13 protein-coding genes and 1 pseudogene are annotated in these 12,992 nt (G+C 69.2%); 4 read left to right on the forward strand and 10 right to left on the reverse strand.

What is annotated here, in order from left to right:
- The 10 genes and pseudogenes from BHU15_RS41490 to BHU15_RS22060 all read right to left on the reverse strand — a co-directional run.
- A partial coding sequence (locus tag BHU15_RS41490) for a hypothetical protein (RefSeq protein WP_255293177.1) occupies positions 1-274 on the reverse strand: 274 nt, incomplete at both ends.
- Between the two features lie 2 nt (positions 275-276).
- Positions 277-928: pseudogene (locus BHU15_RS22020) on the reverse strand (sacsin N-terminal ATP-binding-like domain-containing protein); the annotation flags it as partial.
- Between the two features lie 136 nt (positions 929-1,064).
- Positions 1,065-1,613: an SUKH-4 family immunity protein gene (locus BHU15_RS22025; protein ID WP_069628786.1), complete on the reverse strand. Its 549-nt coding sequence runs from the start codon at positions 1,611-1,613 to the stop codon at positions 1,065-1,067.
- 385 nt (positions 1,614-1,998) lie between these two features.
- A complete protein-coding gene (locus tag BHU15_RS22030; protein ID WP_069628787.1) occupies positions 1,999-2,562 on the reverse strand; it encodes an SUKH-4 family immunity protein in 564 nt (187 codons plus the stop codon).
- A gap of 100 nt (positions 2,563-2,662) precedes the next feature.
- Positions 2,663-2,839 (reverse strand): SUKH-4 family immunity protein, encoded by a 177-nt coding sequence (locus tag BHU15_RS41495; protein ID WP_255293178.1) that lies wholly within the window; start codon positions 2,837-2,839, stop codon positions 2,663-2,665.
- Between the two features lie 411 nt (positions 2,840-3,250).
- The gene (locus BHU15_RS22040) at positions 3,251-3,829 is read right to left on the reverse strand and encodes an SUKH-4 family immunity protein (RefSeq protein WP_069628788.1); all 579 of its coding nucleotides are present in this window, start codon (positions 3,827-3,829) and stop codon (positions 3,251-3,253) included.
- A 16-nt stretch (positions 3,830-3,845) separates the two neighbouring features.
- The gene (locus BHU15_RS22045) at positions 3,846-5,396 is read right to left on the reverse strand and encodes a WXG100-like domain-containing protein (protein WP_069628789.1); all 1,551 of its coding nucleotides are present in this window, start codon (positions 5,394-5,396) and stop codon (positions 3,846-3,848) included.
- 101 nt (positions 5,397-5,497) lie between these two features.
- Complete coding sequence (locus tag BHU15_RS22050; protein ID WP_255293179.1) at positions 5,498-7,114, reverse strand: WD40 repeat domain-containing protein; 1,617 nt, start codon at positions 7,112-7,114, stop codon at positions 5,498-5,500.
- Between the two features lie 53 nt (positions 7,115-7,167).
- Positions 7,168-8,046, reverse strand: coding sequence for an SUKH-4 family immunity protein (locus BHU15_RS22055; RefSeq protein ID WP_069628791.1), 879 nt, complete (start codon positions 8,044-8,046; stop codon positions 7,168-7,170).
- Between the two features lie 121 nt (positions 8,047-8,167).
- Positions 8,168-9,055 carry a DUF3027 domain-containing protein gene (locus tag BHU15_RS22060; RefSeq protein ID WP_063889519.1) on the reverse strand — a complete coding sequence of 296 codons (888 nt, stop codon included), beginning with the start codon at positions 9,053-9,055 and terminating at the stop codon, positions 8,168-8,170.
- A 418-nt stretch (positions 9,056-9,473) separates the two neighbouring features.
- Here BHU15_RS22060 and BHU15_RS22065 point away from each other — a divergent pair, with 418 nt between their 5' ends.
- The 4 genes from BHU15_RS22065 to BHU15_RS22080 are packed head-to-tail and all read left to right on the forward strand — an operon-like array spanning position 9,474 to position 12,924.
- Positions 9,474-10,829, forward strand: a complete 1,356-nt coding sequence (locus BHU15_RS22065; RefSeq protein ID WP_069628792.1) for an MFS transporter — start codon at positions 9,474-9,476, stop codon at positions 10,827-10,829.
- A gap of 27 nt (positions 10,830-10,856) precedes the next feature.
- The gene (locus tag BHU15_RS22070) at positions 10,857-11,354 is read left to right on the forward strand and encodes a DUF2771 domain-containing protein (protein ID WP_069628793.1); all 498 of its coding nucleotides are present in this window, start codon (positions 10,857-10,859) and stop codon (positions 11,352-11,354) included.
- A gap of 38 nt (positions 11,355-11,392) precedes the next feature.
- Positions 11,393-12,070, forward strand: a complete 678-nt coding sequence (locus tag BHU15_RS22075) for a futalosine hydrolase (protein ID WP_069628794.1) — start codon at positions 11,393-11,395, stop codon at positions 12,068-12,070.
- On the forward strand, positions 12,055-12,924 hold the full coding sequence (locus BHU15_RS22080; RefSeq protein WP_069628795.1) for a 1,4-dihydroxy-6-naphtoate synthase: 870 nt from the start codon (positions 12,055-12,057) through the stop codon (positions 12,922-12,924). Before BHU15_RS22075 ends, BHU15_RS22080 begins: the two co-directional genes overlap by 16 nt.
- The last annotated feature ends 68 nt before the right edge of the window (positions 12,925-12,992 follow it).

Raw genomic sequence — 12,992 nt, forward strand, 5'->3', positions numbered from 1 at the left:
GTGCGGTACGGGGCGGGACCGGATCGCCCTCGCCGTCGACGGGAACGGCCCAGGTGACGGCCCAGTGGGGCCGCAGGCGTTCCTCGACAGGCCGCCCTTCGAGCAGGGCGGGCTCGGTGACCCCGTGCTGACTGGCCACCCTCCAGCGCTGGACCGTGCCTGCCTGACTGTCGTCCACATGCACGTACGCCCCGTGCACGGCGCGCCTCAACACGCGCTCCCCGTCCGGGGTTTCGACCACGATCTCTTCAAGGCCCGGCAGGGTCAGCAGCAGNNCGGCGAGCAGCCGCTCCACCAGATCGAGCGCGGTCCCGTCCCGCAGGGGCAGAATGACGACGGTGTCGTACCCCTCGGGGGCGGTGCCCTCGGCGGGCAACGGCAGCCGCAGCAACGGCACATGCCCGTCCCGCCGCCGCAGCTCGTCCCCGAGCCCCGCGCTCCCCTCGGCGGCCCGCTGCGCCAGCTCGCGCGCCTCGGCGAGGGACCAGCGCACACCCCCGTGCCGCCCGACGACGGCGGGCTCGTCGCTGACGGCGATGACGGCGGCGAACCCGACCCCGAAGCGCCCGACGGCGGACTCGTGCCCCTCCCGCTTGGCGGAGGCCCGCAGGGTGCTGAGGGACTCGACCCCGGCCGCGTCGAGGCCGGCCCCGGTGTTGGCGGCGACGAGCACGGCGGGCCCCTCGGCGGTGGCGGCCCGCAGGGTGAGCCGGAACCGCCCGGGTCCGCCGGCACGGGCGGCGGCGTCGGCGGCGTTCTGCGCCAACTCGACGATCAGCCGGTCCCGGTACCCGCCGAGCGCCAGGTCCTCCTCGGCATTGGCATCCTCCCGGAACCGCGCGGCCCCCGCGGCCCACGAGTCCAGCACCGCACGCCGCAGCCGACCCGTCCCGAACGGATCGGCCCCCTCGGCCGTCGTGACGCTCACCCTGTGACTCCGCTCTGTCCGTCCGCCTACCGGTCCACTACTGGTAAGTGTGCGGGCCCGAACGTACCGCGCGAGACACCTCCGGCGGGCTGTGGGTCCGGGCTACGGCGGGGCCCGGTGCGGCGGCCGGACAGCGCTACCACATTTCCTCACGTACTTCCTCAAGCATGCGATTCCACTCGGAATCGGGATCGGCCAACGGAGTCGGGTCAATTGTGTTGACCGCCGCACGGAACGTGTCGACCAGCCCCTCGACATCGGGCTCGGGCGCGTTGTACGCGTCTTCGAGCTTCCTGAACTCCGTCAGGCAGTGCACGAGCGCCGCGACATCTCGATGCGCGAGCTGACAGTCACGCGCGCTTTCTGGGAATACGTACACGGCCCCGGAGGCCGGGTCGAGAGTGACAAGCGCTGCGGGCAGGTACCCCAGAACGTGCCAACCGCGCGACTCCTCTGGGCAGTAGCGGTTTCCCAGGGCGAACACGGCCGCCAACACATACGGTTCCCGCTCGGCCCCCACCAGCCCGGCCCGGGAACTGAAGAACCTGCCGTGCGGCAGCCCCACGGACCCGAGGAACTGCACGGTCGCGGCATCAAGGGGACTGGGATCCTGGATGGGGTAGAGCACCACACCAGTCAGTCCATGAAGCCGCGCCAGGTCGCCGTAGTCGACGGAGGAGTTCATGCCGTCACCCTGCTCCAGTCCTTCCCGTGAGCCTTCTTGGACTCAGTCGCCGAACGAGAAGACGCGGCCGGTTTCGGTGTCCAGCGCCACCGTCGCGTACACGAAATAACCGAGGACCTCCAACCTTCCGCCTCCGGCGGACACTTTGCCCAGCCGGCGCCGAAGGCTGCCTTCAAAGACGGCCGGCACCTGAGACGTTCAGCGTCGTCCCGGTCGATCCTGGGTACTTGGTCGAAGGCAGACCAACGGCGGACATGAACTCGGCCGTTGCCACGTGCAACCTGCCACCGATCGTCCGGGGAAGTAGGTTACGTCCGGCAGTCCGCAAGCGCGCCGCACCCGCTCGGCCTGAACGCCACTCAGCACAAGTCTCCGTTTTTGAGATTTACGTCCACATCCCCATGGCGATTTCTTCGATGGCGGCGTTCCATTCTCCGTCTTCGTGGGCGAAGGGGAGGGGGTCACGGGTGGCGATCTCCTGCCGTACCGACTGGATGACAGAGTTGCGTTCGTCGAACGTGCCGAGGCGGGCGATGTGAGGCAGGGCCCGCTTCACCGCGTAGATGGTGTAGGCGAGGGAGGACACGTCGGTGTGGAGGGCGACAGGTTCTTCGGAGCCTTCGTAGAAGCCGAACACGGTGCCGGTGGCGGTGTCGAGGGTGACGGTCGTGGCTGTGAGGTTACCGAGAATGATCCAGTTCCATGACTCCTCCGGCACCAGCCACTGTTCACGGGACATCTCGCGGAAGGCCCGCAGGCTGGTCTCTTTCCCCGGAGCACCTACCTCTGCCTTGAGCGTGGAGGGGATGCCTGTGAAGCAGAGGAACTCCAGGGTGGGGCCGCTGAACCCGAGGGCTTCAGCGTCTTCGCGGACGGAGCGTTCGACGCGGTCGGGACCAAAGCAGTCCACCAGGTCGTCGTAGGACAGGTCGAATGTCAGAGTGCCCATAACGCCATCCAGTCCAGATGCGGGCCGCCTGGTGCAGCTCCCGGTCACACCGTGGGCCGTGACCGCCGGCCGGTGGCCCAGGCAGCCCCGAGGACGGGCTTCACCACATCCCGTGTTCCAGTTCCTCCAGTGAGAGATTCCACTGTGAGTCCTCGTGCGCGAAGGGGATGGGGTCGAAGGCGCCGACCACTTGCTTGAAACGCCGTGACAGCTCCTCCGGGTCAACATCGTTGTCGTGGTCGACTTCAAGCTTCCGGAACTCAACGAGTGCATACACCAGGGACTCGACATGTAGAGCTCGATGTAGCCGGCGGATCCTTCAGCGAAGGCGTAGACCTTTCCTCCAGGATCGACTCCTCGCGGGACAGGGCATGCCGTAGTGATCGAAGCGGCCCCCCAGAGTGGTCGGGTCCAGATCGGCAGGGTAGGGGTCCTCAACGTCTTCCCGGGAGGTGAAAACCTCCGAATGTGGAAGTCCTATGGAGCTCAGGAGGTTTGCCGAACGTGAATCGAATTCGACAGCAACACCTTACGGGAAGTATACGATGTTGTTCAGCCCGTAGGCGTGCACCAGCTGCATGAGCATCATCGAACCTTGCTGCGCCGCTATTTACCGCGGGCAGCGCTCCATTCTTTGTTGGAGGCTCTCGCGGAACGAGAAGATGTCATCCGAAGCCGACAGAGAGAGTCAGGTCCACATTCCGAAAGAGATTTCCTCGAAGAGCTTCTCCCACTCGCTGTCGGCGCTTGCGAATGGCGTGGGGTCCACTGTGGTGATGCGCTGTTTCATACGTTCTACAGCTTCTGCGGCGGCTATGCCCCCGTCGTCCCGCGAGAGGTTTCTGTACTCGGCTTTTCCTTGCTCCAGGACGATGAGGGAGTGGACGAGAGATGAGACGTCGGCATGCATGGGCACATAAAATTCTTCCCCCTCGGGGAAGGAATAGATTCTGCCGTCGCGGGGATCGATTGCCACGGTGGCATAGATGAATCCCCCGATCACCTCCCAGGTTTCAGCCTCGGGCGGGCAGGGTGCTCCGACAACTTCGAAGAATTCTGCAATGCTCGGAGTGTCGTCGAGTCGTGGGGATTTCCGGTTCGCGAGGTCGAGCCTTGGGGAGTAGAAGGAATTCTCGGGCAGGCCGACGTGCGACAAGAACCCTGCCGTTGGGCCGTGCAGATGGCCGCCCGCAGTGCGAGGAAAGTAGGTGATGGAGGTGAGCCCGAAGTTCCCGATGACGCTTGAGACCGGGATGTGAGTCAGCATGCAGTTTGCCCCGAGGTTATGGGTGTCCCTGTTGTTGGTGTTGCTTTTTCAAGTCTCTCACGTACTCACGGTGTTCCTTGTCGCGCCCGTAGGACTTGTCCGATTGGTCGTAGTCATTGGCGTAAGTAACTTCGAGTTTCGGGTTCTCCGATTTGAAATAGATGTCCAGCCATTGATCACATTTAGGGCTGAGTTGGCAAGGTTCTCGCTCGCTGTAGATCGCTTGAATATTCTTCTGCTGCTCATGCAGCAGGACCGGATATCCGATGAGTCGCTCGGAGTGAGGTCCTCCGCTGTCGCCGACAAGAATGATGGGCTTTTTTGTCTCGGGGTTAATATAGCGAGCCGCAGCGAAGTTGGAGCCCAGGTAGTCCTGCTTGGCGAAGCGGGCGATCTCCGTGGCCCGTGACAGGTCGGTCGTGCCGGGCTTGATCTTGGTGGAGTTGACGGCCGGTCCGGTGCGGTCACTTGGGACCGGGTAAGGGTTGGGCCCCTTGGGTGGGCGCCAGACAGTCCCATCCTTCTCCATGACGTTCCAGATGCCAGACTTGTCATCTTTCGATACGGCGGACCTCGTTCCGTCGGCGTGGAGTTCTTGTACAGACCCGTCGGCGTTGAGGAGGTACATCGGAGTGTCGTCGCCGTCGACGTCCTTGCAGTCGTCGATGTCGCGCTTGGTCTTCTCGTCCCGTTCCTTCTGCTCGCGTTTGCTGCGGTCTATCTTCCCGCCGTGCTTTTCGAGGACGTCGACCGTTTCGTCGGCCTTCTTGTCGACGGCGTCCTCGGCCTTGTCCATGACCGTGGCGAGTTTGTGGAAGCGGCTGTCCTTCTTGACCGAACTGCGGCGTTTGGCGCCGCCTGTCTTGTGGGTGCCCTTCTTCTTGTCGAAGTTGTTGCGCGTTTCCTCGTAGCCGCCGGTGGCCCGGTCGAAGTCGTCGAACTCGATCGCGAGGTCCTGCGCCATGTCGGCGCTGCCCGCGGTGTAGCCCGAGAGGTCCTCGCCGCCGTCGGCGTCGAGGTGGTCGGTGAAGACGTCCTCGATCTTGCCGAGGATCTTCGCCTCGATCTTGTCGGTGACGATGGCGGTGATCTCGCCGACCGCGTAGTCGATGATCTCGTGCAGGGCGAAGCGGCAGGCGGCGATGGCTCCGGCGGTGAGCAGGCCGCTGAGGCCCGCGGTGAAGAACATGCCGATGACACCGGCGGTCGCGGCCCCCGCGGTGGCGCCGAGTTCGACGATGCAGGCGGCTTTGCAGCCCTCGATCAGGGCGGCGCAGTCGTCGAGGGCGCCCGCGAGGTCGTCGAGTGCCTTGGCGAAGGTGGTGAGGTCCTTGGTGGTGAGCTTGCCCCAGCGGCGGTCGATGGCCGTGACGGTCTCGCCCTTGCTGCGCCCGCCGACGATGTGGGAGCAGGCGGTGTTGCCTTCCTTGATGACGTCCCGCAGGCCCTCGGCGAGTTGCCGGTAGTCCTTGGCGCTGTCGCGGACCTCGTCCTCGTCGATGTTGGGCCACTGGACGCCAACGAGGTCGAGCACCTCGACGAGTTCACCGGGCAGGTTCTTCCCCACGTGGTCCGCCCCCCCCTCAGCGATCAGCTCATCACACTTTCCATGGGGGTGTGAGGGGCCGTCAACTGGGCGCGCCAGTAGGGCTGGTGGGATCAGCTACGTCACTGGGGGCGCAGGCAGAGCAACCGGTCGTCCGTCCCGATCAGCAGGCTCCCGCCGGCCGTCAGGGCCAGGGCGTTCACCGCCGTACCGGGCCACAGGTGTCGTGTCTCGCCCTCATCGAGGAAGCGCAACTCCACCAGCCCGTCCGCCCAGGCAACCGCGAGGGCCAGGCCGCGAGGGGTGTGTCCCACGCTCAACGCGGTGACGGGGCTTGCGCGTTCGGCCACGGGGGTGGGCTGCGGGTCGGCGGTCGGGGACCAGGCACGTACCCGGCCGTCGGCTCCCGCGCTGTACAGCAGCGGCACCGTCACCCCGTCGTCGGCGACCGGGAGATCGAATGCTGTCAGGGCGGTGACAGGGCCGCTGTGCAGAGCGGCCGTACGCGCGGGCTCGTCCGGTGACAGGGGAGTCACCGCGTGGACGGTGCCGTCGGACGCGCCGACCGCCACAACACCGGGCGTAGCACAGAGCGCGGTGCCGGGGGATCGGGCGAGATGGGTCCGGAGGGTGTCGATGAGCCGCTGAGCGGGTGTCGGTCCGTCGTCGAGCAGGGCCGCGAGGCCCGTGGGGCGGGGCGCACCGGGCAGCATGGTCTCGTGCAGGCGGCCCTGGTCGTCGAAGGCCAGCACGGTTGAGTCCGCCAGGACGCAGAGCGCGGTAGGCCGGCCGGGCAGTTGGGGCAGGCGACCGACGGGGGTGCCGTCGGTGGTGTCCACGGTCCGCGGCACACCTTCGTGGTCGGCCAGAAGTGCCTGGCCGGCGGGCAGTCCCGCCGTGGTCATCGCGAAGACCGGTCCGGGCCAGGGCGGGGCCATGTCCCCGCGCACCCTGGACCACTCCAGCTGCCAGCCCGCGGTGGCCGCCAGCCGGGCGAGTTCGGGCCGTAGCCGCGGATCGGCGGCGTCGCCCAGGGCCGTCAGCAGCACCAGCGCGCGCTCTGCGGCCTCCTGGTCGCGGCACAGCGACTGCCCGGCACGCAGCCAGGCCGCACGCAGCCCCCCGTGCTCCTCGGGGTCGGCGTCGAATGCGGCAGTGACCTGCCAGGGGTCGGCCGCGCACAGCGCGGCCGGGTCGTCCAACTCCACGACCGTGGCGGCCTGCTGCCGGGCCGGGGAAGCCGTGGTTTCGGTATGGGTCGCATCCCAGGAGCGCCGGCGGGCCTCGTCCGTCCACTGCGGCTCGTCCAGATCCATCACCGCCGCCCCGATGTCGGCCAGTTGCCCCTGAACAGCGGTCCCTGAACGGGCCTCGACGACAAGCCGCACATGCTCGTGGGCGTTCAGCGCGAGCACCAGCTCGGCGAGCGCGTCCGGGTCGGCAGCCGCGTGCAGGTCGGGCAGGACAACGGTGACCGGACGACGGTCGGCGGCCATCCGTGCCACCAACTCCTCCGGCCCCCGCGCCACCAGACCCAGCTGATCGGCCAGCGTCCACACCGCACCGCGCACACTGAGGCCTGCGAGCGGCACGAAAGCATGCACCACCCGCTCCTGTTCGGTGCCCGCACGGGTGCCGTGCGCCACCAGCCAGGCCAGCAACGCCGACTTCCCGCACTCCGCGCCACCCGTGACCACACACAGGCCAGGCGCGGAGGAGTCGGCCAGCCACGCCAACAAGGCGGCCCCTGCCGGTTCCCGCCCCGCCGCAGGCCGGCCCCACGCCGCCGTACTCACCTGCGGCCGGCCTGCTCGGCCGTATGCGTGATCAGCGCCTTGAGCCCCGCCTCGCGGGACTCGGCATCACTGCCGTAGTCGAAGGCGTGCGTGAACTCCGCCTGCGGGAACAGCCTTTGCATCCACACCGCGCAGTAGTGACCGGGCATCATGCACGCCTGCAACTCGCAGAACACCCGCCGCACCTGCCCCGCCGCCACCCCCCGGGCGGACAGCTCCCGCCAGACAAGCTCCTCCGGGTGCGCACGCCCCGGCCCGGTCGCCTCCGTGACGATGTGCTTCTCCCCAGCGTTGTCGACGTACTCGAACGCCGCGGAGAAAGGGAAGTTGAGCGTGTGCCGCACATCGTCCAACACCCGCGGCCACCACCCCTCCCGCTCGCTGAAAGCCTCCGGATCGACAGCGCGCAGCTCATCGTTCAGCTCACGGAACACACCGGCCGCCTCTGACAGACCGGACGAGGTCGCGATCACCGGCAGCAGCCGGTCCAGCACCGCCAGCGACGCGTTGAACGCCTCAAGATCCGAGCTGACGAACAAGTCCTCCTCGCTCCCCTCCAGCATCACCGCCTGCAGGGCGCCGTCAGGCCGTACGCACAGATGAGCCAGCCCGTCATGACCGACCCGCAGCCAGCCCTCGAACCCCGTCGCGGGACGGGGAAGACCGGTATGAGCCGCGAACGTACCGAGCTGGAGCGCGTCGCTCTCACCAGCGGCGGTGAAGTAGGGAGGGACCTGCAGCGGCACGCCCGTCTCCTCAAGACCCGCGCGCGCGGAGTCAGGCAGTCGTACATCGGCGGCGGCGCCGACGCGGAAGCGACGCATCCCCTCTGCGCCGAACTGCGCACTGACCGGATCACGGGACGACATCGACATCGAGCTACCTCACACACCAGACGACGGACGGTCTACGACCCTACTGAACTCAAGTGAAGCCGGGGTCGTTCATCGTTCGGACAAGGAGTGCGACGCTCGGTGGTGGGCCGGGAAACTCGCTCTACCCGTCGGCCGCCGGAGGCCCCAGCGGGAACGCGTCCGCCCCCAGCTCGTCCAGCACATGCGGCGCCGGGCGGGGCGGGGTCGGCATGATCGCTGCCTCCGAGTGGCCGCCGCAGCCGTACGCCAGCGAGACCACCCGGCCGTCCGCCGGTGAGAACTCGTTCGCGCAGACGCCGAACGCCTGGCGCAGCGAGCCAGCGAGCGGGAGCAGGAAGCCGCAGGACACACAGGGTGCCGGGGCCGCCTGCGCCATGGGGGTCTTCGCGCCGAACGACTCGTCCCAGCGGTCGGCCGCGATGTGGAGGCCGTACCGGGAGAGCACTCTGGCCCGGCGCATGCCCAGTTCCTCGGCGACCGACGCGATCGTGCCCCGCTCGGTGAGGGGTGTCGCGTCGTCGCGGTCCGTCTCCTCCGCGTCCTCCGCCTCGACCAGCTCCGCCAGGGCCTGCGGGGTGACGGCGTCCGTCACGGCGGAGTTCGGCGGGGGCGTGTCCTCGCCGCTGAAGCCGGGCTCCAGGCGCAGGTCCGCCGCCTCGGTCGGCAGCAGATCGCCGGGGCCCATGTCGCCGGGGCGCAGCCGGTCGCTCCACGGCACCCATTCGGGTGCCTGGAGGGAGTCGGGGCCGGGCAGCAGCACCGTTTCGTCAAGGGTGACGAGCTTGGAGCGGGACGCGCGGGCGACGGTCACCGCCCAGCGCCAGCCGCGGTAGCCGATCTCCTTGCATTCGAAGAGATGGGTGACGACGCGGTCACCTTCGGACACCGCCGACACATGCTCGCCGACGACGCCGGGGGCGGCAGCCTCCTCGGCTGCCGACCTCGCGAGGTCTACCGCCTCGGCGCACAGGCGGTCGGGGGTTCGGCTTCGAGTCGTCGCAGCACTCACAGGTCTCGCTTCTCTCCTACGCCGTTTCACGGGTGCGCCGGCCGATTTGCGATGTACGGGCCGTGGGCGGAGCGGACCAGAGGGCCGCATCGACGTCCACGCCCGACCTCTCTCGGGCGCACCTACCGTCAACCATTCTGCGGGATGACGAAGAGGCGCGCGGCCGAGAACAACCGCCGGTGGCGCGCTACGCACGCTACCCTCTCCACCGCCCGGCGCCCACCTGCACGCCCCCTTTCCCGAAGTTCGGGCAGCCCGGAGCGGGTGCGAGCATGTTCGAAAACCCCGGAACCGGTGGTGGGGCGGGCAGCGGGACACGCCGTGAAATCTCGGCAAAGTAATGAGAAGAACAGCCGAACTCAGCGCGTCAGCGACGTCGCGGACGTTCCCTCACCCGAAGTGGGGGCACTATGACGGGATGGCAGCCGTCAGGTCGTCGGACGAGTCCGGGCCGGTCCGCAGAGCGGGCCGGTCGGTGGGTCGCGCTCTGCGCCTGCCGTTCACCGGCACCGCGAAGGGCATCCGCAAGGCGACGCACGCGCACGGCGCCGGTGAGTCCGGTCTCGGCAGGCTGATCGAGTTGCACGCCGTGAACGGCGCGGGCGACGTCATGATCACCGTCGCCCTCGCGTCGACGGTGTTCTTCTCCGTACCGACCGACGAGGCCCGTGGCCGCGTCGCTCTCTACCTCGCCGTCACCATGGCCCCCTTCACGCTCCTCGCCCCGGTGATCGGCCCGCTCCTGGACCGCCTGCCGCACGGCCGCCGGGCCGCGATGGCGGGCGCGATGCTGACCAGGGCGCTGCTCGCGCTGACCATGTCGGGCGCCGTCGCGACGGGCGGTCTCGAGCTGTATCCGGCCGCGCTGGGCGTACTCGTCGCCTCGAAGGCGTACGGGGTCGTGCGCAGCGCCGTCGTACCGCGTCTGCTGCCACCGAAGTTCCCACTGGTCCGGGCCAATTCCCGGGTGACGCTCGCGGGACTGCTCGCGACGGGTGCGGCGGCCCCGATCGGGGCCGGCCTCCATCAGATCGGGCCCCAGTGGCCGCTGTACGGCGCGTTCGTGATCTTCATCGCGGGCACCTTCCTGGCCTTCACGATGCCGCCGAAGGTGGACTCCGCGAAGGGCGAGCGCAGGATGCAGCTGGTGGGCCGCGCGGGCAAGAAGCGGCAGCGGCCGAGTCTGCGCTCGGTCGGCCCGTCCGTCTTCAACGGACTCCAGGCGAACGCGTCGCACCGCGCGCTCTCCGGCTTCCTGACCTTCTTCCTGGCGTTCCTGCTGCGGGAGCATCCGCTGGCGGGGCAGAGCGCCGCCGTCTCGCTGGCCATCGTGGGTGTCGCGGCCGGTGCGGGCAACGCGATCGGTACGGCGGTGGGCGCCTGGCTCAAGGCCCGCGCGCCCGAACTGATCATCGTGACCGTGCTGACGCTCGCGCTCACGGCGGCGGTCCTCTCGGCCGTGTTCTTCGGCGGGCTGATGGTCGCGGTCCTGGGCGCGGTGGCCGGTTTCTCGCAGGCCCTGTCGAAGCTGTCGCTGGACGCGTGCATCCAGCGCGATGTGCCGGAGGAGGTCCGTACGTCGGCCTTCGCGCGCTCCGAGACGCTGCTCCAGATGTCCTGGGTGGTGGGTGGCGCGATCGGTATCGCCCTGCCGCTCAACGGGGTGCTGGGGATGTCGGTGGCGGCGGGACTGGTGGCGACCGGAGCGCTGTTCTCCGTACGGGGGCTGCTCGGCGCGGCGAGGCACGGCGCGCCGCACCCGCGCGTCGCGTGAGCTGGGCCGGGCGATAGCCTTCGGCTCATGACCGCCCAGTTTATCTCCCCCAGGGCCCGCCGGACCGGTGTCGCGCTCGGCGCCATGTCCGCGGGCCTGCTCGCCCTCTCGGCCTGCGACAAGCCGACGCCGCTCGCGACGCTGACGGTCGGTACGGACTCCGTGCACTCCGAGGCGACCTGCTACAACGACGGCGAGTCGCTGGGCGGGGAGGCGCAGCTGAAGAAGTGCCTCAACGACACGGACGGGCGGAAGTCGATCACCGTCTCCCCCGACGACAAGATCCACTTCGGTGTCGACCCGGAGATCGCCGACAACGGCTGGACCTTCTACATCGAGGGCCAGCGGGCCGAGCCGCAGCCGGACAAGAACACCTACCGGACCTTCCCGGCCAGCGCGTTCTTCTCGTCGCAGTCCGGTGAGCCGATCAAGACGGTGAATCTCAGCATCGTCGAGACGAGCGAGAAGAAGCGGGCCGTGACCGGGGTCTGGAACTTCGAGCTGAAGAACAAGTCCCTGACCTGATCCTGTTCCGGGTCCTGTCCTGCGTGGGAGGGTCGTTCGTGCGCGTACTGGTGGTGACTGCCGTGGCCGCCGAGGCCGACGCGGTCTCGGGCGGGCTCGGAATCGGCGCGGGACGCGCCCACCCGTCCGTCGACGTGCTGGCCGCCGGCGTCGGTCCCGCCGCGGCCGCCTCCGGTACGGCGAGGGCCCTGGCCCTCGCCTCCGCCGCCTCGGCGCCGTACGACCTGGTCGTCTCCGCCGGTATTGGCGGCGGGTTCCAACCGCTCGCCCCCGTCGGCTCGTTGGTGGTCGCCGACGCGATCGTCGCCGCCGACCTGGGCGCCGAGACGCCCGAAGGCTTCGTCCCGGTGGACGAGTTGGGCTTCGGCCGCACCGTCCACCTCCCGCCCGCGGAGCCGGCCGCCCGGATCGCCGGGCTCCTGGGCGCCGCGCTCGGCCCGGTGCTGACCGTCTCCACCGTGACCGGATCGGCGTCCCGTACCGCCGAACTGACCGCACGTCACCCCCGCGCCGCCGCCGAGGCCATGGAGGGCTTCGGCGTCGCGGAGGCCGCGGCGGCGTGCTCCGTGCCGGTGCTGGAGATCCGCGCGGTCTCCAACGCCGTCGGCCCGCGCGACCGTTCGGCCTGGCGCATCGGCCCGGCGCTGGACGCGCTGCGGTACGGCTTCCAGCAACTCAGCCCCGTCTTCGAGGAGTCGCCATGGCAGACACCATGAGGCACGCCGCCACTCCACCCCTGCGGATCGCGTACTCGCCCTGCCCCAACGACACGTTCGTCTTCGACGCGTGGGCGCACGGCCGGGTGCCCGGCGCGCCCGAGCTGGACGTGACGTTCGCCGACATCGACATCACCAACGGCATGGCGGAGCGCGGTGAGCTGGACGTGCTGAAGGTGTCGTACGCCGTGCTGCCGTGGGTCCTCGACGAGTACACGCTGCTGCCGTGCGGCGGCGCGCTCGGCCGGGGCAACGGTCCGCTGGTGCTGACCCGCGAGCCGGCCGCCGACCTGACCGGCAGGACGGTCGCCGTACCGTCCGAACGGTCCACCGCCTACCTGCTGTTCAGGCTGTGGGCGGCGGAGGTGCTGCCCGGCGGGGTGGGCCGGATCGTGGTCATGCCCTTCCACGAGATCATGCCGGCCGTGCGCGACGGCAAGGTCGACGCGGGGCTCGTCATCCACGAGGCGCGCTTCACGTACCAGGACTACGGGCTGCACCGCCTCGCCGACATGGGCGAGCACTGGGAGTCCACGACGGGTCTGCCGATCCCGCTGGGCGCGATCATCGCCAAGCGCAATCTGGGCGCGGACGCGCTCCAGGCGCTGGCGGACTCGGCGCGTACGTCGGTCCGTATGGCGTGGGACGACCCGGCGGCGTCACGCCCGTACGTCCGCGCCCACGCGCAGGAGATGGACCCGGCGGTCGCCGACCAGCACATCGCGCTGTACGTCAACGAGTTCACCGCCGACCTGGGCCCGGACGGCTACGCGGCGGTACGCGGCCTCCTCACCCGCGCGGCGGCGGAGGGCCTCGTCCCGGAACTGGCGGCGGACGCGCTGACGTTCGGCTGAGCTTCGGCGGACCTGACATTCGGCCGAGTCGTCGGACTTCCGTCCTAGTCCCCCTGCGGCCGGGCTTG

The organism is Streptomyces niveus, from assembly GCF_001723055.1.
Classification (GTDB): Bacteria; Actinomycetota; Actinomycetes; order Streptomycetales; family Streptomycetaceae; genus Streptomyces; species Streptomyces niveus.

Excerpts from the sequence above, each read along its gene's own strand:
- BHU15_RS22025 (WP_069628786.1), bottom strand. The coding sequence starts at position 1,613 with ATGAACTCCTCCGTCGACTACGGCGACCTGGCGCGGCTTCATGGACTG.
- BHU15_RS22030 (WP_069628787.1), bottom strand. The coding sequence starts at position 2,562 with ATGGGCACTCTGACATTCGACCTGTCCTACGACGACCTGGTGGACTGC.
- BHU15_RS22040 (WP_069628788.1), bottom strand. The coding sequence starts at position 3,829 with ATGCTGACTCACATCCCGGTCTCAAGCGTCATCGGGAACTTCGGGCTC.
- BHU15_RS22055 (WP_069628791.1), bottom strand. The coding sequence starts at position 8,046 with ATGTCGATGTCGTCCCGTGATCCGGTCAGTGCGCAGTTCGGCGCAGAG.
- BHU15_RS22065 (WP_069628792.1), top strand. The coding sequence starts at position 9,474 with ATGGCAGCCGTCAGGTCGTCGGACGAGTCCGGGCCGGTCCGCAGAGCG.
- BHU15_RS22070 (WP_069628793.1), top strand. The coding sequence starts at position 10,857 with ATGACCGCCCAGTTTATCTCCCCCAGGGCCCGCCGGACCGGTGTCGCG.
- BHU15_RS22080 (WP_069628795.1), top strand. The coding sequence starts at position 12,055 with ATGGCAGACACCATGAGGCACGCCGCCACTCCACCCCTGCGGATCGCG.